Below are 19,917 nucleotides of genomic sequence, written 5' to 3'. Positions count from 1 at the left end.
TCACCTATTGGGGCGGTATTGCCCGGGTAGATCGGTGGGCGGATCGCCCACCCTACGAGACGTGGCCCGTAGGGTGGGCAATCTTGCCCACCTCTCAGAAGTTGTCTTCGTACTTCTTGGCCAGTTCCTCGATATTGTCTGGCGGCCAATCGACGATGTCCATCCCGAGATGCAGGCCCATGCCCGAAAGCACTTCCTTGATCTCGTTGAGCGACTTGCGGCCGAAGTTCGGGGTGCGGAGCATCTCGGCTTCGGTTTTCTGGATCAGGTCGCCGATATAGACGATGTTGTCGTTCTTCAGGCAGTTGGCCGAACGCACCGACAATTCCAGCTCGTCCACCTTCTTGAGGAGGAGCGGGTTGAATTCGAGATCGTCGTCATCATCCGCGCGGCCTGCGGCCTCGGGCTCGTCGAAGTTCACGAAGATCGACAGCTGGTCTTGCAGGATGCGGGCGGCATAGGCCACGGCGTCATCGGGCGAGATCGAGCCATCGGTTTCGAGCTTGAGCGTCAGCTTGTCATAGTCGAGCACCTGCCCCTCGCGGGTGGGCTGCACGTCATAGGACACTTTCTTGACCGGGGAATAGATCGCGTCGATCGGCATCAGGCCGATGGGCGCATCCTCGGGGCGGTTCTTGTCGGCGGAGACATAGCCCTTGCCGGTGTTGACCGTCAGTTCCATGTAGAGATTCGCCCCATCGTCGAGGTGGCAGATCACGTGATCCTTGTTCAGGATCTCGATGCCCGCACTTTCGGAGATGTCGCCCGCCGTCACGACGCGCGGACCCTTGGCCGAAACCGAGAGACGCTTGGGGCCATCGACCTCCATGCGGATCGCGACGCCCTTGAGGTTCAGGACGATGTCGGTGACATCCTCACGGACGCCCGCGACACTGGAAAACTCGTGCAGCACACCGTCGATCTGGACGCTGGTGATGGCCGCGCCCTGCAGCGAGCTCATCAGCACGCGGCGCAGGGCATTTCCGAGCGTCAGGCCAAAGCCCCGCTCCAGCGGTTCGGCCACGACGGTGGCCTTGCGCGCGGGATCGGTGCCGGGCTGGACGACCAGCTGCGCCGGTTTGATGAGTTCCTGCCAATTCTTGTGGATCATGCGTCGCCTCCATTCTTGTGTCCGGGCGATCCAGCCCCGACACGCTCGAGGATCAAAATGACGTCAGCGAGCCGCGCAATCGGTCGCGCAGCCCGCCGGGGAAAAACGATATGCCTCAGACGCGACGGCGCTTGGGCGGACGGCAGCCGTTGTGAGCCATCGGCGTCACGTCGCGGATCGACGTGATCTGGAAGCCCGCAGCGGCCAGAGCGCGCAGCGCGCTTTCACGGCCCGAACCGGGGCCCTGAACCTCGACCTCGAGGGTCTTGACGCCGTGTTCCTGTGCCTTGCGGCCCGCATCTTCGGCGGCCATCTGAGCGGCGAAGGGGGTCGACTTGCGGCTGCCCTTGAAACCCATCGTGCCGGCGGACGACCACGAAATGGCGTTGCCCTGCACGTCGGAGATCAGGATCTTGGTGTTGTTGAACGAGGAATTCACATGAGCAACGCCAGCGGCGATGTTCTTGGAAACCTTGCGCTTGGCGGGACGACGATCGCGTGCCATTGAACCAGCCCTCCCTTACTTCTTCTTGCCGGCGATGGCCTTTGCGGGGCCTTTGCGCGTGCGTGCGTTGGTGTGGGTGCGCTGACCGCGCACGGGCAGGTTGCGGCGATGACGCAGGCCGCGGTAGCAGCCGAGGTCCATCAGACGCTTGATGTTCATCTGAACTTCGCGGCGCAGGTCGCCTTCGACAGTGAAGTTGGCGTCGATATGCTCGCGGATCTGGAGCACTTCGGCGTCAGACAGCTGGTTGACGCGGCGGGTCTGGTCGATGCCGACGGCGTCGCAGATCTGCTTGGCCGAGGCGTGGCCGATGCCCGCGATATAGGTGAGCGCGATGGGAACGCGCTTGGACGTGGGGATGTTCACCCCTGCGATACGTGCCAAGGTCGTCAGTCCTTTTCGTTGCGAGCCCGTGATGCCAGGCCCTTTTTTCACAACAACAGGCCCTTGGCCGTGATGGCCGAAGGACCCGATCTTTCAGGTCGAAGGGATTGGGCCCATAGGCCTGCACCGCTCATGATTCCCGGAGGGAAGCCGCCGTGTAGGCGCAATCGGGCGGGGCGTCAAGGTCTGCAGGCCCCGGTCTGTCAAGAGAAATCGACGCGCGGCGTCAGCCGAGAAGCGCGTCGATCTGGGCGGCGACATCATCGATGGGCGCGAGGCCGTCGACACCCTTGAGCAGGCCCTTGGCGTGGTAATAGCCCACGAGCGGCGAGGTCTGCTTGTAATAGGCCATCAGACGGGTCTTGAGGCTTTCGGCATTGTCGTCGGCGCGGACGGGCTTGCCTGCGGCGCGGGCCTCTTCGGCGCGCCCGACGATGCGGTCGACGAGCACCTCGTCATTCACCTGCAACTCGATCGCGGCGTGAAGCCCCTGCCCCATCTCGGCCAGAAGCGCGCCAAGCGCGTCGGCCTGCGCCAGCGTGCGGGGGAAACCGTCGAAGATGAAGCCAGAGCCGCCCTGCGCCAGTTTCTCGCGGATCAGGCCGATGACGATCTCGTCGGTGACGAGCTGACCCTTGGCCATGACCTCGGCCACGATCTTGCCCATCTCGCTGCCCGAAGCCTGCGCCTCGCGCAGCATGTCGCCGGTGGAGAGCTGGACCATGCCGCGCGACTTGGTCAAGAGCCCCGCCTGGGTGCCTTTGCCCGCGCCGGGCGGTCCGAGAAGGATGATGTTCACGCTCATCGACGCTGCGGTCCCTTGGCCGGCTTGCGGGTGCCGGACTTGCGGCCACGCAGCTGGGATTTCTCGATCAGGCCCTCGTACTGATGGGCCAGAAGGTGGCTCTGGATCTGCTGCACGGTATCCATGCCGACCGAGACGATGATCAGGATGGAGGTGCCGCCGAAATAGGCCGTGATGGCAAGGTTCGTGCGCACCATTTCGGGCAGAAGCACCACAAGCGCCAGATAGGCCGAGCCGAGCACGAGGATACGATTGACCACGTATTCCAGATACTCGGAGGTCTTCTTGCCGGGACGGATGCCCGGGATGAAGCCATTCTGGTTCTTGAGGTTGTCGGCCACGTCATCCGTCTTGAAGGAGACGTTGAGCGTGTAGAAATAGGTGAAGAACACGATCATGCCGCCGAAGAACAGCAGGTAGAGCGGCTGACCGGGGCCGAAATTCGCCAGAACCCAGGACATGACCGGACCCGCCGCCTCACCACCCGAGAAGGTGGTCAGCGTGGTCGGCAGAAGCAGGAGCGAGGAGGCGAAGATCGCGGGAATGACGCCTGCGGGGTTCACCTTGACGGGCAGGTGGCTGGAGCCGCCGTCATAGACCTTCATCCCCACCTGACGGCGCGGATACTGGATGTGGATCTTGCGCAGGCTGCGTTCCATGAACACGACGAAGAAGAGCGTCGCGACCAGCATGACGATCACACCCAGAACGGCGGGGGTCGTCAGCGCGCCGGAGCGGCCGGATTCGAAGAATTGCGCAAGCGCTGCCGGGATCTCGGCGATGATGCCCACGAAGATGATGAGCGAGATACCGTTGCCGATGCCGCGCTGGGTGATCTGTTCGCCCAGCCACATCAGGAACATGGTGCCACCGACCAGCGTGATGACGCAGGCCGCGCGGAAGAACCAACCCGGATCGGAAGCAAGGCCGCCCGCCTCCATGCTGACGGCAAGGCCGTAAGCCTGCGCGGTCGCAAGCGCCACGGTGCCGTAGCGGGTGTATTGGTTGAGTTTCTTGCGGCCCTGTTCGCCCTCTTTCTTGAGCTGCTCGAGAGCGGGAACCATTGCCGCCATGAGCTGCACGATGATCGAGGCCGAGATATAGGGCATGATGCCGAGCGCGAAGACGCCCATCCGGCTGAGCGCGCCGCCCGTGAACATGTTCAGGACGCCGCCAAGACCCGCCGCCGCCTGATCGAAGAAGGCGCGCAATTCGACGCCGTCGATACCGGGCACGGGAATATAGGTGCCGATGCGGTAGATGATCAGAAGGCCGAGGGTGAACCAGATGCGCTGACGCAGTTCGGTCGCTTTGCCGAACGCGCCCCAGCTCATGTTCGCGGCCATTTGCTCCGCTGCTGATGCCATGCCGCCTCTCTGATGGGCAATGCGCCGCCGGACCGATGGGCGATCCTGCGGCGCGTAAGACTTGATGGGTTATGTAGGCGGATTGCGAACCGCCCACAAGCGTCGGGGGGCCGCAGCCCCCCTACCCGGTGTTACTCTGCCGCTGCTGCCTGAGCGACGGTCAGGGTGCCGCCCGCCTTGGCCACGGCCTCGACCGCGGATTTGGAGGCGCCCGTGACATTGAGCCTCAGCTTGGCGGTGACATCACCCTTGGCCAGAACGCGGATGCCGTCGAGCTTGCGACGCACCAGACCGGAGGCGACCAGCGCATCCTCGGTGATGGGGGCGGAGGCGTCGATCTTGCCCTCGTCCACGAATTTCTGGATCAGGCCGAGGTTGACGACGGCGAAAGCCTTGCGGTTGGGCTTGTTGAAGCCGCGCTTGGGCAGACGCTGGTAGAGGGGCATCTGGCCGCCTTCGTAGGCGTTGATCGCCACACCCGAGCGGGATTTCTGACCCTTGATACCGCGGCCGGCGGTCTTGCCCTTGCCCGAGCCGGGGCCGCGGGCGACGCGCTTGGCCTTTTTGGCGGCGCCGGGATTGTCGCGAAGTTCGTGCAGTTTCATGTCGCTTCTCCTTGAGCCGGAACACCTGCCTTGAAGCGAAACTGGCAGGGACGCGGCATATGATGGTGGTGGTATGGGGCGGGCCCGCGTCGGGCCCTGCCCCTGTCAGATGGTCACGGCCGGTATCAGCCGCGTTCCTCGATGATCTCGACCAGATGCGGGATCTTGCGGATCATGCCGCGGACCGATGGGGTATCCTCAAGCTCGCGGGTCTTGTGCATCTTGTTGAGGCCCAGCCCGATCAGCGTGGCACGCTGGTCGGCAGGACGGCGGATCGGGCTGCCGATCTGCTTGACGACAATGGTCTTTGCCATGGAACTCAGGCCTCCTCTGCGACCGCTTCGGCGACGGGAGCGCCGTCGCGCTTGGGCAGGATGTCGGCCACCTTCTTGCCGCGGCGTGCGGCGATCTGGCGGGGCGAGGTTTCCTTTTTCAGCCCGTCGAGCGTGGCGCGGATCATGTTGTAGGGGTTCTGCGACCCGGTGGACTTGGCCACCACGTCCTTGACGCCCAGCATTTCGAACACGGCGCGCATCGGACCACCGGCGATGATACCGGTACCTTCGCCTGCGCTACGCATCACGACGTGGCCGGCACCATGATGGCCTTCCATGTCGTGGTGCAGCGTGCGGCCCTCCTTGAGGGGGACGCGGATCAGCTGGCGGCGGGCCTGTTCGGTCGCCTTGCGGATCGCCTCGGGCACTTCTTTCGCCTTGCCCTTGCCGAAGCCGACGCGGCCGCGCTGATCGCCGACAACGACGAGTGCCGCAAAGCCGAAGCGCTTGCCGCCTTTCACCGTCTTGGAGACGCGGTTGATCGCCACGAGGCGTTCTGCGAATTCCGGGGTTTCCTCGCGCTCTTCGCGGCGGCGGCCACGGCGCTGATCGCCCCCACGCTCGCCCCGATCACGCTGTTCACGTTCTGCCATGTGGCACTTCCTTGTCTTGTCGGGCGCTCGCGAGCGCCGGTTGGGTCAACCTTGGTGAACCTTGGGCTCGTAGCCCTGCGGTTCCCCGGTCATCGAAGACGCGCCCGGGGGTGCGCCTTGCAAGTCGGTGTACGGATTTGGTGGGCAGATTGCCCACCCTACGCCGACAGTGTGGTAGGGTGGGCAATCTGCCCACCAAACCGATCAGAACTTCAGGCCGCCTTCGCGGGCTGCATCGGCAAGCGCCTTGATGCGGCCGTGGAAGAGGAAGCCGCCGCGGTCGAAGTACACGTCCTCGACGCCGGCTTTCTTTGCCCGCTCGGCAATCGCGGCGCCCACCTTGCTGGCGGCCTCCACGTTGTTCTTGCCGACAACGCCCAGGTCCTTTTCGAGCGACGAGGCAGAGGCCAGCGTGACCCCTTTCGCGTCGTCGATCAGCTGGACGCTGATGTTCTTGTTCGAACGATGAACCGACAGGCGGGGACGCCCGTTTGCCATCGCGCGCAATTTGTTCCGGTTGCGCAGGCGGCGCTTCTGGAACAGGTCTCTGGTGCTCAGTGCCATGTGCGTCGCCCTTACTTCTTCTTGCCTTCCTTGCGGAAGATGTACTCGCCCTTGTAGCGGATACCCTTGCCCTTGTAGGGCTCGGGCGCGCGCCATTCGCGGATGTTCGCGGCCACCTGACCGACCAGCTGCTGGTCGATGCCCTCGATCACCACTTCGGTGTTCTTGGGCGTGGTGACGGTGACACCCGCCGGAACGGCGAAATCCACGTCGTGGCTGTAACCGAGGGCCAGTTTCAGGACAGCGCCCTGAGCATTGGCGCGGTAACCCACGCCCTGGATCTCGAGCTCTTTCTTGAAGCCCTGGCTCACGCCGATGACGAGGTTCTCGACCATCGAGCGGGACATGCCCCACTGCTGGCGGGCGCGCTTGGACTTGCCACGCGGCACGACAGAGACGGCGTTGTCGGCGATCGTCAGCGTGACATCGTCGGTTGCGGTGAAGGTGCGGGTGCCCTTGGGCCCCTTGACCTCGATGGTCTGGCCGGAGACGGAGGCGGAGACCCCCGACGGCAGCTCGACCGGTTTTTTCCCAATACGAGACATTAGCCGTTCCTCCTCAGAACACGGTGCAGAGCACTTCGCCGCCGACATTCTGCGCGCGGGCGGTGGCATCGGTCATCACGCCCTTGGACGTGGAGACGATGGAAACGCCCAGGCCCTGACGGACCTGCGGAATGTCGCCCACGCCCAGATAGACGCGGCGGCCGGGTTTCGAGACGCGCTTGAGCTCGCGGATGACCGGCGTGCCTTCGTAGTACTTCAGGCTGATTTCAAAGGCCGGGTGGCCCTTGGCGTCGGTCGCGGGCTCGTAGCCGCGGATGTAGCCCTCGTCAGCCAGCACATCCAGGACGCGCGCGCGCTGCCGGGAGGCCGGGGTCATGACGGTGGACTTGCCACGCATCTGCGCATTGCGGATGCGGGTCAGCATATCGCCGATAGGATCGTTCATCGTCGGATCTCCTTACCAGCTCGACTTGACCATGCCGGGGATCTGGCCCATCGAGGCCAGGTCACGCAGCATGATCCGCGACATCTTCAGCTTGCGGTAATACGCCTTGGGGCGACCGGTGAGCTGGCAGCGGTTGTGCAGCCGGGTGGGCGAGGAATTGCGCGGCAGCTTCGCCAGTTTCAGGCGAGCCTTGAAGCGTTCTTCCATCGGCTTGGATTCATCGTTTGCGATCTCTTTGAGCGCCGCGCGCTTGGTGGCGTATTGTGCCACAAGCTTCTGACGCTTGAGTTCGCGGTTCACCATGGAGACTTTTGCCATGTGTCTGTTCCCTCTCGCGTCAGGCGTTGAACGGCATGTTGAAGTGCTTGAGCAGCGACTTCGCCTCGGCGTCCGACTTTGCGGTCGTGACGATGATGACGTCGATGCCCCAGACCTCGTCGACCTTGTCGAAGTTGATCTCGGGGAACACGATGTGTTCCTTGATCCCCATCGCAAAGTTGCCGCGGCCGTCGAAAGCCGGCTTCACACCACGGAAGTCGCGGATGCGGGGCATCGCGACGGTGATCAGGCGGTCGAGGAAGTCGTACATGCGGTCGCCGCGGAGCGTGACCTTGGCGCCGAGCGTCATGCCTTCGCGGACGCGGAAGCCTGCGATCGACTTTTTCGCGATGGTGGCGACAGCCTGCTGACCGGCGATGGTGGTCAGATCTTCGACCGCCGATTTCGCCTTCTTGGAGTCGCGTACAGATTCCGCACCGCAGCCGATGTTCAGCACGATTTTCTCGAGCTTCGGGATCTGCATGTCGTTCTTGTAGGCGAACTCTTCCTTGAGAGCGGGCTTGATCGTCTCGCGGAAGTGCGTCTTGAGGCGCGGGGTGTAGGTTGCGGTATCAAGCATCGATCACGTCCCCCGTGGTCTTGGCGACACGCAGCTTCTTGCCGTCTTCGAGCTTGAAGCCGACGCGGGTCGGTTTGCCGTTCTTGTCCAGCAGCGCGAGGTTCGACAGCGCGATCGGCATCGCCTGAGGGATGCGGCCGCCCTGGCTCGAGGCGCTTTGCTTGGTGTGGCGGATGGCGATGTTCACGCCGTCGACGATGGCCTTGCCTTCGGCGGGCATGACGCGGGTGATTTCACCCTGCTTGCCCTTGTCCTTGCCGGCCAGCACGACGACCTTGTCACCTTTGCGGAGTTTGGCAGCCATTACAGCACCTCCGGCGCGAGCGAGATGATCTTCATGAAGTTCTTCGCGCGCAGCTCACGAACCACCGGCCCGAAGATACGGGTGCCGACGGGCTCGTTGTTGTTGTTGAGGATGACGGCGGCGTTGCGGTCGAAGCGGATGGCGGTGCCATCTTCGCGGCGCACTTCCTTGGCGGTGCGCACGACGACGGCCTTGCGGACATCGCCCTTCTTCACGCGGCCACGCGGAATGGCCTCTTTCACCGACACCACGATGATGTCGCCGACCGAGGCGTACCGGCGGTGGGAACCGCCGAGGACCTTGATGCACTGAACCTTCCGGGCACCGGAATTGTCAGCCACATCCAGATTGGTCTGCATCTGGATCATTTGGTTTCTCCCGACGTCCGGGGCCGCCTTGTCAGGACATTGACCCCGGGGTTTCGATCAAACCGAGATGTGCTTGGGGTGCGTCAGACGCGCTCCAGCACCTCCCAGCGCTTGGTTTTCGACTTGGGTGCACATTCCTGGATACGGACGATGTCACCCACGTTGAACTGGTTGGTCTCGTCGTGGGCGCGGTACTTCTTGGACTTCCGGATGGTCTTGGCCAGAACCGGATGCTTGAAGCGACGCTCGACCGATACGGTGACGGTCTGGGCGTTGGCGTTCGACGTGACGGTGCCTTGCAGGATACGCTTGGGCATCAGTTGGCCTCCCCTGCTGCGGCAGCCGCTTTTTCGTTCAGAATGGTCAGCACGCGGGCTGCGTCACGCTTGACGGAGCGCATGCGGGCGGTGTTTTCGAGCTGGCCGGTGGCCTGCTGGAAGCGGAGGTTGAAGGCCTCCTTCTTGAGCTGGACGAGCTGGTCACGCAGCTGATCCGGCGTCTTCTCGCGAAGTTCGCTGGCGTTCATCGCCTTGGTCCTTTCAACATCACGGGGACGCCCCATAGCATAGGGTCACGCCGATTCCCGTGGAGGTCGGTGAATAGAGGGCGCGTATAGGGGGAAAGCGGGGATGCCGCAACCCCATAATCCTTGCCTGATTGCCATGTCGCGGTATATACAACCGTATAAACATTGGGGGCGCCATGATCGAGACCAAGATCCGCAAGGTCGGCAATTCCGCCGTCATGACCCTGACCGCCGAGATGCTGGCCATTCTCGACGCCAAGGAAGGCGACACGCTGCACGTCGTGCGGGGCGATGACGGGTCGCTCAGGATCATGGCCAATGACCCTGCCCTTGCCGCGGCGCTTGCCGCTGGTGAGGTCGTGATGGACGAGAACAGGGACCTGTTGCAGGCCTTGGCGTGACCGCCCCTGTCTGGGTGCCGCTGCGAGCGGTCATCAGCTTTCACGACCGGCAGATCGCGCGGCATGGCGGTGCGCCGGGGATGCGCGATCTGACGCTGCTCGAGGCCGCCTGTGCGCGGCCCGTCAATCGCAACGCATATGGCGAGACCGATCTGCATGTGCTGGCGGCGGCCTATGCTTTCGGTATCTGCAAGGCCCATGCTTTCGTGGATGGAAACAAGCGCACGGCTTTTGTGACAACGCTGACCTTTCTGCGGCTGAACGGCTTGCAGATGCGCCCCGATCCGGTCGAGGGCGTACGGATGATGGAGGACCTGGCCTCAGGAGAGGTGACAGAGGCGGATTTCACGGGTTGGCTGGGGCAAAAAACGCGGCCGCTCTGATCGTGGAGCTCCGCCCGTTCGCGCCTCGGAAGGTCCACAGGACCTTTCGCCGACTGCGCCCGAACCGCCCGTCACTCCCATCGATAGTTGAAACTGACGCTCACCCGGTCATCCTCGTCCATGTTCATCGGCACCTCGTGGCGGAGCCAGCTTTCCCACAAAAGCACATCGCCCGCGACCGGCCCCGGATAGACGAAGGCGCGCAGTTCCTCGCGGCAATCCTTCCTGCGGTTCGGGGCCGCCATCATCATCGCGTGGCGCGGATCCTCCAGCTTGATCGACCGCGCGGCGGGGGGGACCTGCACGTAGGTCGTGCCGGAGATCACCGAATGAGGGTGGATGTGGCTGGTGTGGATGCCACCTTCGGGGAGGATGTTGATCCAGATATCTTCTAGCACCAGCTTGCGCCCCTCCAGATCGAATTCCAGATCCTCGGCGAAGGCCGCGACATGCGCGTCGAGCGCCTGAACCAGCATCTCGAAGATCGGGAAGCGCCAGGGCAGATCGGTGAGAGAGGCGTAGGACGTGTAGCCGGGATAGCCGTTTTCCTCGCACCATTCCTGCCCGGCCTCGTCATCCTCGGCGATGGAAAAGCACGAGGCCACCAGTTCGTCATGGTCGATGGCGGGGCCAAGCTCGGCCAGTTTGCCGTGATAGAGGCGAGTGACGAAGAGCGATTTGATATTGGGCATGGTCAGGATCCTGGTGGGTCTGCCTAGGGTGTGCCTTTCGGCAGGCCTAGGCGCAACGCCAAATGAAAAAGGCCCCCGAACGAACCGGGGGCCTTTTCTGTTCTGGCGCGGGCGCGGACCGGATTACCAGTCTTCGCGCACCACGGTACGGGTCTTGATCGGCAGCTTCATCGCAGCAAGGCGCAGAGCCTCGCGGGCGATCTCTTCCGATACACCGTCGACCTCGAACATGATCCGGCCGGGCTTGACCTTGCAGGCCCAGTAATCGACCGAACCCTTACCCTTACCCATCCGGACTTCGACCGGCTTGGAGGTCACGGGGGTGTCCGGGAAGATCCGGATCCAGACGCGGCCCTGACGCTTCATGTGACGGGTCAGAGCGCGGCGAGCTGCCTCGATCTGACGTGCCGTCACGCGCTCGGGCTGGAGCGCCTTGAGGCCGAAGGTGCCAAAGTTCAGGTCAGACCCGCCCTTGGCTTCGCCGCTGATGCGGCCCTTGAACATCTTGCGGAATTTCGTGCGTTTGGGTTGCAGCATCTCTAATGCTCCTTACCGGTCACGGCGCGGGCGCGGGCCCCCGCCTTCCTGAAGCTCCGCCTGACGACGATCGCGGGCCGAAGGATCATGCTCGAGGATCTCGCCTTTGAAGATCCAGACCTTGACCCCGATGATGCCGTAAGGCGTGGACGCCTCGGCCAGCGCATAATCGATATCGGCGCGCAGCGTGTGCAGCGGCACACGGCCTTCGCGGTACCACTCGGTCCGGGCGATCTCGGCGCCGCCGAGGCGGCCCGCGACGTTGACCCGGATACCCAGAGCACCCATGCGCATCGCGTTCTGCACCGCACGCTTCATCGCGCGACGGAACGAAACCCGGCGCTCGAGTTGCTGGGCGATGGATTCCGCGACGAGGGCTGCGTCCAGCTCGGGCTTGCGAACCTCAACGATGTTGAGATGCAGTTCCGAGTCGGTCAGCGCCGCCACTTTCTTGCGCAGGGTTTCGATATCGGCGCCTTTTTTGCCGATGATCACGCCCGGACGCGCGGTGTGGATCGTCACCCGGCACTTGCGGTGCGGGCGTTCGATGATGACGCGGCTGACGCCGGACTGCTTGCACTCTTCCTCGATGAACTCGCGGATCTTGAGATCTTCAAGGAGCAGTTTGCCGTAGTCCTTGGTATCGGCATACCAGCGGCTGTCCCAGGTGCGGTTCACCTGCAGGCGCATGCCGATCGGGTTGACCTTGTGTCCCATTACGCAGTCTCCTCGACCTGGCGGACCTTGATGGTCAGCTCGCTGAACGGCTTCTGGATGCGGCCGAACCGGCCACGTGCCCGCGGACGGCCACGCTTCATCACCAGGTTCTTGCCCACCCAGGCTTCGACGACGACAAGCTCGTCGACGTCGAGACCGTGGTTGTTCTCGGCGTTGGCGATAGCGGACTGAAGGCATTTCTTCACGTCCAGCGCGATCCGCTTCTTGGAGAAGGTCAGGTCGCTGAGCGCCTTTTCGACCTTCTTGCCGCGGATCAGCTGCGCCAGCAGGTTGAGCTTTTGCGGGCTGGTCTTCAGCATGCGCAGCTTGGCCATCGCCTCGTTGTCCGCCACGCGGCGGGGATTCTTATCCTTGCCCATGGCTTACTTCCTCTTGGCTTTCTTGTCGGCCGCGTGACCGTAATAGGTCCGCGTCGGCGAATATTCCCCGAATTTCTGGCCGATCATGTCCTCGGTGACGTTCACCGGAACATGCTTCTGACCATTGTAGACCCCAAAGGTGAGGCCCACGAACTGGGGCAGGATGGTGGAACGGCGCGACCAGATCTTGATGACCTCGTTGCGGCCCGATTCCCGGGCTTTCTCGGCCTTCTTGAGGACATAGCTGTCGACAAAAGGACCCTTCCAGACGGAACGCGACATGGATCAGCGTCCTTTCTTCTTGGCGTGACGCGAGCGCACGATGAGCTTTTGCGACGCCTTGTTCTTGTTGCGGGTGCGGCGACCCTTGGTGTCCTTGCCCCAGGGCGTGACCGGCGTACGGCCACCCGAGGTGCGACCCTCACCACCACCATGGGGGTGGTCGATCGGGTTCATGGCGACACCGCGAACGGCGGGGCGCTTGCCCATGTGGCGGACGCGACCGGCCTTGCCGAGGTTCTGGTTCGAGTTGTCGGGGTTCGAGACCGCGCCAACCGTCGCCATGCATTCCTGGCGCACGAGCCGCAATTCGCCCGAAGACAGGCGGATCTGCGCATAGCCACCGTCACGGCCGACGAACTGGGCATAGGTGCCTGCGGCGCGTGCGATCTGGCCACCCTTGCCGGGCTTGAGCTCGATGTTGTGGACGATCGTGCCGATCGGCATGCCCGAGAAGGGCATCGCGTTGCCCGGCTTGATGTCGGCCTTGGCGGACGCCACGACCTTGTCACCGATGCCGAGACGCTGGGGCGCGAGGATATAGGCTTGTTCACTATCTTCGTAGCGGATCAGCGCGATGAAGGCGGTGCGGTTGGGATCGTATTCGATCCGCTCGACCGTGGCCGAAACGTCGAACTTGGTCCGCTTGAAATCGACGATGCGATAAAGACGCTTTGCGCCACCGCCACGCCGGCGTGCGGTGATCCGTCCGGTGTTGTTCCGGCCGCCATTACCCGTCAGACCCTCGGTCAGGGCCTTTACGGGGCGACCTTTCCAAAGCTCCGAACGGTCGATCAGCACCAGCCCGCGCTGGCCCGGCGTCGTCGGCTTGTACGACTTGAGTGCCATGCTTTCTGTCTTCCGTTGCTTTGCAGGGGGTGAACCCTGTTTTCGATGTATAGGGCCCCGAAGGTCCCCGGCTTGCTACCCGGCATCCGAAGGTACCGGAAATGTCACGGCCCCGGGACGCGCCCGGGGCCAATGGGATGCCGCGCTCTATTAGAGCCCGGTCGAGACGTCAATGGTGTTGCCCTCTTCGAGGGTAACATAGGCCTTCTTCACGTCCTTGCGGGTGCCGGGGCGCCCGCGGAACCGCTTGACCTTGCCCTTGGTGATGGTCGTGTTCACGGCCTTCACCTTCACACCGAAGAGGCTTTCGACGGCCTCCTTGATCTGGGGCTTGTTCGAGTCGATCGCCACTTCGAAGACCACCGCGCCGTTCTCGGACGCCATGGTGGATTTCTCGGTGATGATCGGCTTGCGGATCACGTCGTAATGTGCGGCTTTCGCGGTCATTGCAGCCGTGCCTCCAGTGCTTCGAGACCGGCCTTGGTGATGACCAGGGTGTCCCGCTTGAGGATGTCATAGACATTCGCGCCCATCGACGGCAGGACATCCAGCCCTTCGATGTTGCGCGCCGCCATGGCGAAGTTCTCGTCGACCTGCGCGCCATCGATGATGAGCACGCGCTTCCAGCCGAGGTTCTTGATCTGCTTGGCCAGCATCGCGGTCTTGGGTGCGTCCATTGCGGCCGATTCCAGAACCACGAGGTTACCCTCGGCAGCCTTGGCCGACAGCGCATGCTTCAGACCCAGCGCCCGGAACTTCTTGGTCAGGTCATGGGCGTGGCTGCGCGGGGTCGGGCCCTTGTAGACGCCACCCTTGCGGAAGATCGGAGCCTTGCGGGAGCCGTGACGTGCGCCGCCGGTGCCCTTTTGCTTGTAGATCTTCTTGGTCGAGTAGCTGACCTCGGACCGGCCCAGCGTGGAGTGCGTACCCTGCTGTGCCTTGTTGCGCTGCCAGCGCACGACGCGGTGCAGGATGTCGGCGCGGGGTTCCAAGCCGAAGATGGCTTCGCCCAGATCGACCGAACCGGCCTTGCCGCCGTCCAGTTTGATGACGTCGATTTTCATGCCTCACCGTCCTTCTTCTCGGCATCCTCGGCGGGCGCCTCGGTTGCAGCCTCGGCCTCGGCGGCTTCGAGCGCTGCCTGTTCAGCCTCGGCTGCGGCCTTTGCGGCAGCAGCCTCTTCAGCGGCGGCTTGCGCCGCGGCTTCGTCGGCCAGACGCTTGGCTTCCTCGGCGGCGGATTTCAGAGCTGCGGGCAGGATCGCGTTTTCGGGGAAGGGCTTCTTCACCGCATCCTTGATCGTGACCCAGCCGCCCTTGGAACCCGGCACGGCGCCCTTGACCATGATCAGGCCACGGTCGCTGTCGGTGCGGACCACCTGCAGGTTCTGGGTCGTAACGCGCGCGGCACCCATGTGGCCGGCCATCTTCTTGCCCTTGAATACGCGGCCCGGGTCCTGACACTGACCGGTGGAGCCGTGCGAACGGTGGCTGATCGACACGCCGTGCGAGGCGCGCAGACCACCGAAATTGTGCCGCTTCATGGCACCTGCGAAACCCTTACCGATCGAGGTGCCCGTCACGTCGACGAACTGACCTTCGAAGTAATGGTCGGCGATGATTTCCTCACCGACGGGCAGCAGGTTTTCCGCGTCGACGCGGAATTCCACGAGCTTCCGCTTGGGCTCAACGCTGGCCTTCGCGTAATGGCCACGCATCGGGGCCGAAACGCGCTTGACCTTGGCCGTGCCCGCGCCGAGTTGGACGGCGGTATAGCCATCGGTCTCGGGCGTACGCTGGGCGACGACCTGAAGCTTGTCGAGGTGGAGAACGGTCACCGGGATCTGACGGCCGTCTTCCATGAACAGCCGGGTCATGCCCAGCTTCTTGGCGATTACACCAGAGCGCAACATGTCTACTGCCCCCCCTCAGACCTTGATCTCGACATCCACGCCGGCGGCGAGGTCGAGCTTCATCAGCGCGTCCACCGTCTGCGGGGTCGGATCGACGATGTCGAGCAGACGCTTGTGGGTACGGATTTCCCACTGGTCACGCGATTTCTTGTCGATGTGGGGGCCACGGAGAACCGTGAACTTTTCGATCTTGTTGGGCAGCGGGATCGGCCCGCGGACCTGCGCACCCGTGCGCTTCGCCGTGTTCACGATCTCCGCGGTGGAGGCATCGAGAACCCGGTAATCGAACGCCTTGAGGCGGATCCGGATATTCTGGCTGGCAATCGCCATCGTCTTTTCCTTTCAGTTGAGAGGAGGGGGTTTAGGTCCACCCCTCGTCGAACCGGTTTCATTGATCCGGCCTTTTGGCCGGTGAAGGCCGCGCCTTACAGCGCGGCCCCCGGGTTTTCAAGTCACCACCTGTGGCGGGGGCAAAGATTCTTCGCCTGGCCGGAGTGGCAAGGCGCGCCCTTGCGGGCGCCGCCTTCGATCACTCGATGATCTTGGAGACCACGCCTGCGCCGACGGTGCGGCCGCCTTCGCGGATGGCGAAGCGCAGGCCGTCTTCCATGGCGATCGGCGCGATCAGTTCGACCGTGAACTTCAGGTTGTCGCCCGGCATCACCATCTCGGTGCCCTCGGGCAGCTGAACCGTGCCGGTCACGTCCGTCGTGCGGAAGTAGAACTGCGGGCGGTAGTTCGCGAAGAACGGCGTGTGACGGCCACCTTCTTCCTTGGTCAGGATGTAGGCTTCGGCCTCGAACTTCGTGTGCGGCTTCACCGAGCCGGGCTTGCACAGCACCTGGCCGCGCTCGACGCCTTCACGGTCCACACCACGCAGCAGCGCGCCGATGTTGTCGCCCGCCTCACCACGATCCAGCAGTTTGCGGAACATTTCCACGCCCGTGCAGGTCGTCTTCTTGGTGTCGCGGATACCCACGATCTCGATTTCGTCGCCCACGTTGATCACGCCACGCTCGACGCGGCCGGTCACAACGGTGCCGCGGCCCGAGATCGAGAACACGTCTTCGATCGGCATCAGGAAGGGCTGGTCCACGGCGCGCGCGGGCGTCGGGATGTAGGCGTCAACCGCAGCCATCAGTTCACGGATCTTGTTCTCGCCGATCTCGGCGTCACGGCCTTCCATCGCGGCCAGGGCCGAGCCCGCAACGATCGGAATGTCGTCGCCGGGGAAGTCGTAGGAGGACAGAAGCTCGCGGATTTCCATCTCGACCAGTTCCAGAAGTTCCGGATCGTCGACCTGGTCCACCTTGTTCATGAACACGACCAGCGCGGGAACGCCGACCTGGCGCGCCAGCAGGATGTGCTCGCGGGTCTGGGGCATCGGGCCGTCGGCCGCGTTCACCACCAGGATCCCGCCGTCCATCTGCGCGGCACCGGTGATCATGTTCTTCACGTAGTCGGCGTGGCCGGGGCAGTCGACGTGCGCGTAGTGGCGCGCCTCGGTCTCGTATTCCACGTGCGCGGTCGAGATCGTGATCCCGCGCGCCTTTTCCTCGGGCGCACCGTCGATCTGGTCATAGGCCCGGAATTCGCCGAAATACTTCGTGATCGCCGCCGTCAGCGTCGTCTTGCCGTGGTCAACGTGACCAATCGTGCCGATGTTCACATGCGGCTTGTTACGTTCAAACTTTGCCTTTGCCATGATGGCCTCCTTGAAGGGGGTGCCGGACGTGACGCCCGGCCTACGGGTTGTGGGTAGGCCGGGCCAAAGCCCGGCGCCCCGTCATGCGTATTTCGACTGGATCTCTTCCGAGATGTTCTGCGGAACCGGCTCGTAGTGATCGAAGAGCATCGTGAACTGCGCGCGGCCGCTGGTCATGGAGCGCAGCGTGTTGATGTAGCCGAACATGTTGGCCAGCGGCACGAAGGCGTTGATCACGTTGGCATTGCCACGGCTCTCCTGCCCGGTCACCTGACCGCGGCGGGAGGTAAGATCGCCGATCACACCGCCAGTGTAATCCTCGGGTGTCACCACCTCGACCTTCATGATCGGCTCGAGGAGCTTGGCGCCCGCCTTCTTCATGCCCTCGCGCATACCCATCCGGGCCGCGATCTCGAAAGCGAGAACGGAGGAGTCGACGTCGTGGAACTTGCCGTCGAGCAGGGCCACCTTGAAGTCGATCACGGGGAAGCCGGCGAGCGGGCCCGAGTCCATGACCGATTTGATGCCCTTTTCCACACCGGGGATGTATTCCTTGGGAACGGCACCGCCGACGATGCGGCTTTCGAAGGAATAGCCCTCGCCCGGCTCGGTCGGGCTGATCTCCAGCTTGACCTCGGCGAACTGGCCCGAACCACCCGACTGCTTCTTGTGGGTGTAGGTATGTTCGATCGACCGGCTGATCGTCTCACGATACGCCACCTGCGGGGCACCGATGTTGGCCTCGACCTTGAATTCCCGCTTGAGGCGGTCAACGAGGATGTCGAGGTGCAATTCGCCCATGCCACGCATGATGGTCTGGCCCGATTCCAGATCGGTCTCGACGCGGAAGGACGGATCCTCGGCGGCAAGCCGCTGAAGGCCCATCGACATCTTTTCCTGGTCGGCCTTGGTCTTGGGCTCGATGGCGATCTCGATCACCGGATCGGGGAACGTCATCGTTTCCAGAACCACCGGATGGCCCGGGTCGCACAGCGTGTCGCCCGTGGTGGTGTCCTTCAGACCCGCCAGCGCGATGATGTCGCCAGCGAAAGCTTCGGAGATTTCCTCCTGCTTGTTGGCGTGCATCATGACCATGCGGCCGATGCGTTCCTTCTTGCCCTTGGTCGAGTTCAGGAGCTGGTCGCCCTTCTTCATCTGGCCGGAGTAGATCCGGGTGAAGGTGAGCGTGCCCATGAAGGGGTCGTTCATGATCTTGAACGCCAGACCGGCGAAGGGCTGGCTGTCTTCGGCCGAACGCGGAATGTTGCGCGTTTCGGTCTCGTCGCCGGGGGCGAAGCCCATGTAGGCCGGCACGTCGAGCGGACCGGGCAGGTAATCGACAACGGCATTCAGAAGCGGCTGCACGCCCTTGTTCTTGAAGGCCGAGCCACCCAGCACGGGGACGAAGGACATGGACAGGCAGCCCTTGCGGATCAGCTTGCGCAGGGTCAGAACGTCGGGCTCTTGGCCTTCGAGATAGGCTTCCATGGCCGCATCGTCCATTTCGACGGCGGCTTCGACCAGCGTGGACCGCCATTCGTCGGCGAGATCCTTGAGGTCGTCGCGGATCGGCTGGCGAACCCAAGACGCGCCCAGATCTTCACCTTCCCAGACCCATTCTTCCATGGTCACGAGGTCGACGATGCCTTCCAGCTGATCCTCTGCCCCGATGGGGAAGTTGATCGGCACGGCGGTCGCGCCGGTCCGGTCCTTGATCATCTTGACGCATTTGAAGAAATCGGCGCCGATCTTGTCCATCTTGTTGACGAAGACCATCCGCGGAACCTTGTAGCGGTCGGCCTGGCGCCACACTGTCTCGGTCTGCGGTTCGACACCGGCATTCGCATCGAGCAACGCGACCGCGCCGTCGAGAACGGCCAGCGAGCGTTCGACTTCGATGGTGAAGTCCACGTGGCCGGGGGTGTCGATGATGTTGAAGCGCACCTTGGTGTCCGAGGTGCCCTCGGGCGTCGGATCTTCCTGCCACTGCCAGAAGGTCGTGGTGGCAGCGGAGGTGATGGTGATGCCGCGTTCCTGTTCCTGCTCCATCCAGTCCATGGTGGCCGCGCCATCATGGACTTCGCCGATCTTGTGGGACCGGCCGGTGTAGTAAAGGATACGCTCGGTCGTCGTGGTCTTGCCGGCGTCGATATGCGCCATGATACCGAAATTGCGGTAGCGCGAGAGCGGGTAGTCGCGTGCCATGGGGGAGGTCCTCAGGCTTGAATTGACGGACTGAGGCGGCCCTCGGACAGGGCCGCCGGATCATTTACCAACGGTAATGGCTGAAGGCGCGGTTCGCGTCGGCCATCTTGTGGGTGTCTTCGCGCTTCTTCACCGCGGAACCGCGCGAATTGGCGGCGTCGATCAGTTCGCCGGCCAGACGCTCTTCCATGGTGTTCTCGTTGCGCGCGCGGCTGGCGTTGATCAGCCAGCGGATCGCCAGCGCCTCGCGGCGCTCGGGGCGGACCTCGACGGGGACCTGGTAGGTCGCACCACCGACCCGGCGCGAGCGAACCTCGACGGCGGGCTTCACGTTGTCGAGCGCTTCGTGGAAGACCTCGACGGGGGCGCGCTTGAGCTTGCCCTCGACGCGTTCCAGCGCGTTGTAGACGATCCGTTCCGCGACCGACTTTTTGCCGTCGATCATCAGATTGTTCATGAACTTGGTCAGGACCGTATCGCCGAACTTGGCATCGGGCAGGACCTGGCGCTTTTCAGCGGCGTGACGACGGGACATCTCTGT

The 19,917-nt window shown here is 63.5% G+C and carries 32 protein-coding genes; 2 read left to right on the top strand and 30 right to left on the bottom strand.

Annotated features, from left to right (window positions below; all coding sequences use genetic code 11):
• Positions 1-94: 94 nt before the first annotated feature.
• The 17 genes from QQK63_RS01005 to rpmC all read right to left on the bottom strand — a co-directional run bounded on the left by QQK63_RS01005 (position 95) and on the right by rpmC (position 9,316).
• Positions 95-1,111: a DNA-directed RNA polymerase subunit alpha gene (locus tag QQK63_RS01005; protein WP_277826052.1), complete on the bottom strand. Its 1,017-nt coding sequence runs from the start codon at positions 1,109-1,111 to the stop codon at positions 95-97.
• 115 nt (positions 1,112-1,226) lie between these two features.
• Positions 1,227-1,616 (bottom strand): 30S ribosomal protein S11, encoded by a 390-nt coding sequence (rpsK, locus tag QQK63_RS01000; protein WP_277826050.1) that lies wholly within the window; start codon positions 1,614-1,616, stop codon positions 1,227-1,229.
• A gap of 15 nt (positions 1,617-1,631) precedes the next feature.
• Positions 1,632-2,000 (bottom strand): 30S ribosomal protein S13, encoded by a 369-nt coding sequence (gene rpsM / locus QQK63_RS00995; RefSeq protein ID WP_277826048.1) that lies wholly within the window; start codon positions 1,998-2,000, stop codon positions 1,632-1,634.
• A 226-nt stretch (positions 2,001-2,226) separates the two neighbouring features.
• Positions 2,227-2,799 carry an adenylate kinase gene (locus QQK63_RS00990; RefSeq protein ID WP_277827759.1) on the bottom strand — a complete coding sequence of 191 codons (573 nt, stop codon included), beginning with the start codon at positions 2,797-2,799 and terminating at the stop codon, positions 2,227-2,229.
• 2 nt (positions 2,800-2,801) lie between these two features.
• Positions 2,802-4,172: a preprotein translocase subunit SecY gene (gene secY / locus QQK63_RS00985; protein ID WP_277826046.1), complete on the bottom strand. Its 1,371-nt coding sequence runs from the start codon at positions 4,170-4,172 to the stop codon at positions 2,802-2,804.
• A 131-nt stretch (positions 4,173-4,303) separates the two neighbouring features.
• A complete protein-coding gene (rplO, locus tag QQK63_RS00980; RefSeq protein ID WP_277826044.1) occupies positions 4,304-4,777 on the bottom strand; it encodes a 50S ribosomal protein L15 in 474 nt (157 codons plus the stop codon).
• A 125-nt stretch (positions 4,778-4,902) separates the two neighbouring features.
• Complete coding sequence (gene rpmD / locus QQK63_RS00975; RefSeq protein ID WP_277826042.1) at positions 4,903-5,091, bottom strand: 50S ribosomal protein L30; 189 nt, start codon at positions 5,089-5,091, stop codon at positions 4,903-4,905.
• 5 nt (positions 5,092-5,096) lie between these two features.
• The gene (rpsE, locus tag QQK63_RS00970; RefSeq protein ID WP_277826040.1) at positions 5,097-5,705 is read right to left on the bottom strand and encodes a 30S ribosomal protein S5; all 609 of its coding nucleotides are present in this window, start codon (positions 5,703-5,705) and stop codon (positions 5,097-5,099) included.
• A 204-nt stretch (positions 5,706-5,909) separates the two neighbouring features.
• Positions 5,910-6,269, bottom strand: a complete 360-nt coding sequence (gene rplR, locus QQK63_RS00965; protein ID WP_277826038.1) for a 50S ribosomal protein L18 — start codon at positions 6,267-6,269, stop codon at positions 5,910-5,912.
• A gap of 11 nt (positions 6,270-6,280) precedes the next feature.
• Positions 6,281-6,814 carry a 50S ribosomal protein L6 gene (rplF, locus tag QQK63_RS00960; protein ID WP_277826036.1) on the bottom strand — a complete coding sequence of 178 codons (534 nt, stop codon included), beginning with the start codon at positions 6,812-6,814 and terminating at the stop codon, positions 6,281-6,283.
• A 13-nt stretch (positions 6,815-6,827) separates the two neighbouring features.
• Positions 6,828-7,220 (bottom strand): 30S ribosomal protein S8, encoded by a 393-nt coding sequence (rpsH, locus tag QQK63_RS00955; protein ID WP_277826034.1) that lies wholly within the window; start codon positions 7,218-7,220, stop codon positions 6,828-6,830.
• Between the two features lie 12 nt (positions 7,221-7,232).
• Positions 7,233-7,538, bottom strand: coding sequence for a 30S ribosomal protein S14 (gene rpsN, locus QQK63_RS00950; protein WP_277826032.1), 306 nt, complete (start codon positions 7,536-7,538; stop codon positions 7,233-7,235).
• A 19-nt stretch (positions 7,539-7,557) separates the two neighbouring features.
• Entirely contained in the window at positions 7,558-8,118 is a 561-nt protein-coding gene (gene rplE, locus QQK63_RS00945) for a 50S ribosomal protein L5 (protein ID WP_277826030.1), read from the bottom strand.
• Positions 8,111-8,422, bottom strand: coding sequence for a 50S ribosomal protein L24 (rplX, locus tag QQK63_RS00940; RefSeq protein ID WP_277826028.1), 312 nt, complete (start codon positions 8,420-8,422; stop codon positions 8,111-8,113). Before rplX ends, rplE begins: the two co-directional genes overlap by 8 nt.
• Positions 8,422-8,790 (bottom strand): 50S ribosomal protein L14, encoded by a 369-nt coding sequence (gene rplN, locus QQK63_RS00935; protein WP_107975769.1) that lies wholly within the window; start codon positions 8,788-8,790, stop codon positions 8,422-8,424. The genes rplX and rplN overlap by 1 nt, the downstream gene beginning before the upstream one ends.
• An 83-nt stretch (positions 8,791-8,873) precedes the next feature.
• The gene (gene rpsQ, locus QQK63_RS00930) at positions 8,874-9,107 is read right to left on the bottom strand and encodes a 30S ribosomal protein S17 (protein WP_277826026.1); all 234 of its coding nucleotides are present in this window, start codon (positions 9,105-9,107) and stop codon (positions 8,874-8,876) included.
• Positions 9,107-9,316 (bottom strand): 50S ribosomal protein L29, encoded by a 210-nt coding sequence (gene rpmC / locus QQK63_RS00925; protein WP_277826024.1) that lies wholly within the window; start codon positions 9,314-9,316, stop codon positions 9,107-9,109. The genes rpsQ and rpmC overlap by 1 nt, the downstream gene beginning before the upstream one ends.
• 176 nt (positions 9,317-9,492) lie before the next feature.
• Between rpmC and QQK63_RS00920 the strand changes: the two genes are divergently transcribed.
• Both QQK63_RS00920 and QQK63_RS00915 read left to right on the top strand, forming a co-directional pair.
• The gene (locus QQK63_RS00920) at positions 9,493-9,717 is read left to right on the top strand and encodes an AbrB/MazE/SpoVT family DNA-binding domain-containing protein (RefSeq protein ID WP_277826022.1); all 225 of its coding nucleotides are present in this window, start codon (positions 9,493-9,495) and stop codon (positions 9,715-9,717) included.
• Entirely contained in the window at positions 9,714-10,100 is a 387-nt protein-coding gene (locus QQK63_RS00915; protein ID WP_277826020.1) for a type II toxin-antitoxin system death-on-curing family toxin, read from the top strand. The genes QQK63_RS00920 and QQK63_RS00915 overlap by 4 nt, the downstream gene beginning before the upstream one ends.
• 71 nt (positions 10,101-10,171) lie before the next feature.
• On the opposite strand, the gene QQK63_RS00910 is transcribed toward QQK63_RS00915, so the two are convergent.
• The 13 genes from QQK63_RS00910 to rpsG all read right to left on the bottom strand — a co-directional run bounded on the left by QQK63_RS00910 (position 10,172) and on the right by rpsG (position 19,911).
• Positions 10,172-10,792 (bottom strand): TIGR02466 family protein, encoded by a 621-nt coding sequence (locus tag QQK63_RS00910; protein WP_277826018.1) that lies wholly within the window; start codon positions 10,790-10,792, stop codon positions 10,172-10,174.
• A 123-nt stretch (positions 10,793-10,915) separates the two neighbouring features.
• Positions 10,916-11,329, bottom strand: a complete 414-nt coding sequence (gene rplP, locus QQK63_RS00905; protein WP_277826016.1) for a 50S ribosomal protein L16 — start codon at positions 11,327-11,329, stop codon at positions 10,916-10,918.
• 12 nt (positions 11,330-11,341) lie between these two features.
• Entirely contained in the window at positions 11,342-12,046 is a 705-nt protein-coding gene (gene rpsC, locus QQK63_RS00900; RefSeq protein WP_277826014.1) for a 30S ribosomal protein S3, read from the bottom strand.
• Complete coding sequence (gene rplV / locus QQK63_RS00895) at positions 12,046-12,426, bottom strand: 50S ribosomal protein L22 (RefSeq protein ID WP_277826012.1); 381 nt, start codon at positions 12,424-12,426, stop codon at positions 12,046-12,048. The genes rpsC and rplV overlap by 1 nt, the downstream gene beginning before the upstream one ends.
• Before the next feature lie 3 nt (positions 12,427-12,429).
• Positions 12,430-12,708, bottom strand: a complete 279-nt coding sequence (rpsS, locus tag QQK63_RS00890) for a 30S ribosomal protein S19 (RefSeq protein ID WP_277826010.1) — start codon at positions 12,706-12,708, stop codon at positions 12,430-12,432.
• Positions 12,709-12,711: 3 nt separating this feature from the next.
• Positions 12,712-13,554 carry a 50S ribosomal protein L2 gene (rplB, locus tag QQK63_RS00885; RefSeq protein WP_277826007.1) on the bottom strand — a complete coding sequence of 281 codons (843 nt, stop codon included), beginning with the start codon at positions 13,552-13,554 and terminating at the stop codon, positions 12,712-12,714.
• Positions 13,555-13,704: 150 nt separating this feature from the next.
• The gene (locus tag QQK63_RS00880) at positions 13,705-14,001 is read right to left on the bottom strand and encodes a 50S ribosomal protein L23 (RefSeq protein ID WP_277826005.1); all 297 of its coding nucleotides are present in this window, start codon (positions 13,999-14,001) and stop codon (positions 13,705-13,707) included.
• Positions 13,998-14,618 (bottom strand): 50S ribosomal protein L4, encoded by a 621-nt coding sequence (gene rplD, locus QQK63_RS00875; RefSeq protein ID WP_277826003.1) that lies wholly within the window; start codon positions 14,616-14,618, stop codon positions 13,998-14,000. The genes QQK63_RS00880 and rplD overlap by 4 nt, the downstream gene beginning before the upstream one ends.
• Positions 14,615-15,466: a 50S ribosomal protein L3 gene (gene rplC, locus QQK63_RS00870; RefSeq protein ID WP_277826001.1), complete on the bottom strand. Its 852-nt coding sequence runs from the start codon at positions 15,464-15,466 to the stop codon at positions 14,615-14,617. Before rplC ends, rplD begins: the two co-directional genes overlap by 4 nt.
• Before the next feature lie 15 nt (positions 15,467-15,481).
• Positions 15,482-15,790 carry a 30S ribosomal protein S10 gene (gene rpsJ / locus QQK63_RS00865; protein WP_109670966.1) on the bottom strand — a complete coding sequence of 103 codons (309 nt, stop codon included), beginning with the start codon at positions 15,788-15,790 and terminating at the stop codon, positions 15,482-15,484.
• A 205-nt stretch (positions 15,791-15,995) separates the two neighbouring features.
• A complete protein-coding gene (gene tuf / locus QQK63_RS00860) occupies positions 15,996-17,171 on the bottom strand; it encodes an elongation factor Tu (protein ID WP_284283157.1) in 1,176 nt (391 codons plus the stop codon).
• Between the two features lie 81 nt (positions 17,172-17,252).
• Positions 17,253-19,376, bottom strand: a complete 2,124-nt coding sequence (gene fusA, locus QQK63_RS00855) for an elongation factor G (RefSeq protein ID WP_277822085.1) — start codon at positions 19,374-19,376, stop codon at positions 17,253-17,255.
• A gap of 64 nt (positions 19,377-19,440) precedes the next feature.
• A complete protein-coding gene (rpsG, locus tag QQK63_RS00850) occupies positions 19,441-19,911 on the bottom strand; it encodes a 30S ribosomal protein S7 (protein ID WP_277822087.1) in 471 nt (156 codons plus the stop codon).
• Positions 19,912-19,917 lie beyond the last annotated feature (6 nt).

It is taken from the genome of Roseicyclus marinus, from assembly GCF_030163795.1.
In the GTDB taxonomy this organism is placed as follows: domain Bacteria; phylum Pseudomonadota; class Alphaproteobacteria; order Rhodobacterales; family Rhodobacteraceae; genus Roseicyclus; species Roseicyclus marinus.
Note: the sequence above shows the minus strand (reverse complement) of the source record. Positions and strands in the feature narration are given on the sequence as shown.

What these genes read in the sequence shown, in the direction of transcription:
- QQK63_RS01005 (WP_277826052.1), bottom strand. Translation starts at nt 1,111, where the DNA reads ATGATCCACAAGAATTGGCAGGAACTCATCAAACCGGCGCAGCTGGTC.
- rpsK (WP_277826050.1), bottom strand. Translation starts at nt 1,616, where the DNA reads ATGGCACGCGATCGTCGTCCCGCCAAGCGCAAGGTTTCCAAGAACATC.
- secY (WP_277826046.1), bottom strand. Translation starts at nt 4,172, where the DNA reads ATGGCATCAGCAGCGGAGCAAATGGCCGCGAACATGAGCTGGGGCGCG.
- rplO (WP_277826044.1), bottom strand. Translation starts at nt 4,777, where the DNA reads ATGAAACTGCACGAACTTCGCGACAATCCCGGCGCCGCCAAAAAGGCC.
- rpmD (WP_277826042.1), bottom strand. Translation starts at nt 5,091, where the DNA reads ATGGCAAAGACCATTGTCGTCAAGCAGATCGGCAGCCCGATCCGCCGT.
- rpsE (WP_277826040.1), bottom strand. Translation starts at nt 5,705, where the DNA reads ATGGCAGAACGTGAACAGCGTGATCGGGGCGAGCGTGGGGGCGATCAG.
- rplR (WP_277826038.1), bottom strand. Translation starts at nt 6,269, where the DNA reads ATGGCACTGAGCACCAGAGACCTGTTCCAGAAGCGCCGCCTGCGCAAC.
- rplF (WP_277826036.1), bottom strand. Translation starts at nt 6,814, where the DNA reads ATGTCTCGTATTGGGAAAAAACCGGTCGAGCTGCCGTCGGGGGTCTCC.
- rpsH (WP_277826034.1), bottom strand. Translation starts at nt 7,220, where the DNA reads ATGAACGATCCTATCGGCGATATGCTGACCCGCATCCGCAATGCGCAG.
- rpsN (WP_277826032.1), bottom strand. Translation starts at nt 7,538, where the DNA reads ATGGCAAAAGTCTCCATGGTGAACCGCGAACTCAAGCGTCAGAAGCTT.
- rplE (WP_277826030.1), bottom strand. Translation starts at nt 8,118, where the DNA reads ATGCTTGATACCGCAACCTACACCCCGCGCCTCAAGACGCACTTCCGC.
- rplX (WP_277826028.1), bottom strand. Translation starts at nt 8,422, where the DNA reads ATGGCTGCCAAACTCCGCAAAGGTGACAAGGTCGTCGTGCTGGCCGGC.
- rplN (WP_107975769.1), bottom strand. Translation starts at nt 8,790, where the DNA reads ATGATCCAGATGCAGACCAATCTGGATGTGGCTGACAATTCCGGTGCC.
- rpsQ (WP_277826026.1), bottom strand. Translation starts at nt 9,107, where the DNA reads ATGCCCAAGCGTATCCTGCAAGGCACCGTCACGTCGAACGCCAACGCC.
- rpmC (WP_277826024.1), bottom strand. Translation starts at nt 9,316, where the DNA reads ATGAACGCCAGCGAACTTCGCGAGAAGACGCCGGATCAGCTGCGTGAC.
- QQK63_RS00920 (WP_277826022.1), top strand. Translation starts at nt 9,493, where the DNA reads ATGATCGAGACCAAGATCCGCAAGGTCGGCAATTCCGCCGTCATGACC.
- QQK63_RS00910 (WP_277826018.1), bottom strand. Translation starts at nt 10,792, where the DNA reads ATGCCCAATATCAAATCGCTCTTCGTCACTCGCCTCTATCACGGCAAA.
- rplP (WP_277826016.1), bottom strand. Translation starts at nt 11,329, where the DNA reads ATGCTGCAACCCAAACGCACGAAATTCCGCAAGATGTTCAAGGGCCGC.
- rpsC (WP_277826014.1), bottom strand. Translation starts at nt 12,046, where the DNA reads ATGGGACACAAGGTCAACCCGATCGGCATGCGCCTGCAGGTGAACCGC.
- rplV (WP_277826012.1), bottom strand. Translation starts at nt 12,426, where the DNA reads ATGGGCAAGGATAAGAATCCCCGCCGCGTGGCGGACAACGAGGCGATG.
- rpsS (WP_277826010.1), bottom strand. Translation starts at nt 12,708, where the DNA reads ATGTCGCGTTCCGTCTGGAAGGGTCCTTTTGTCGACAGCTATGTCCTC.
- rplB (WP_277826007.1), bottom strand. Translation starts at nt 13,554, where the DNA reads ATGGCACTCAAGTCGTACAAGCCGACGACGCCGGGCCAGCGCGGGCTG.
- QQK63_RS00880 (WP_277826005.1), bottom strand. Translation starts at nt 14,001, where the DNA reads ATGACCGCGAAAGCCGCACATTACGACGTGATCCGCAAGCCGATCATC.
- rplD (WP_277826003.1), bottom strand. Translation starts at nt 14,618, where the DNA reads ATGAAAATCGACGTCATCAAACTGGACGGCGGCAAGGCCGGTTCGGTC.
- rplC (WP_277826001.1), bottom strand. Translation starts at nt 15,466, where the DNA reads ATGTTGCGCTCTGGTGTAATCGCCAAGAAGCTGGGCATGACCCGGCTG.
- tuf (WP_284283157.1), bottom strand. Translation starts at nt 17,171, where the DNA reads ATGGCAAAGGCAAAGTTTGAACGTAACAAGCCGCATGTGAACATCGGC.
- fusA (WP_277822085.1), bottom strand. Translation starts at nt 19,376, where the DNA reads ATGGCACGCGACTACCCGCTCTCGCGCTACCGCAATTTCGGTATCATG.
- rpsG (WP_277822087.1), bottom strand. Translation starts at nt 19,911, where the DNA reads ATGTCCCGTCGTCACGCCGCTGAAAAGCGCCAGGTCCTGCCCGATGCC.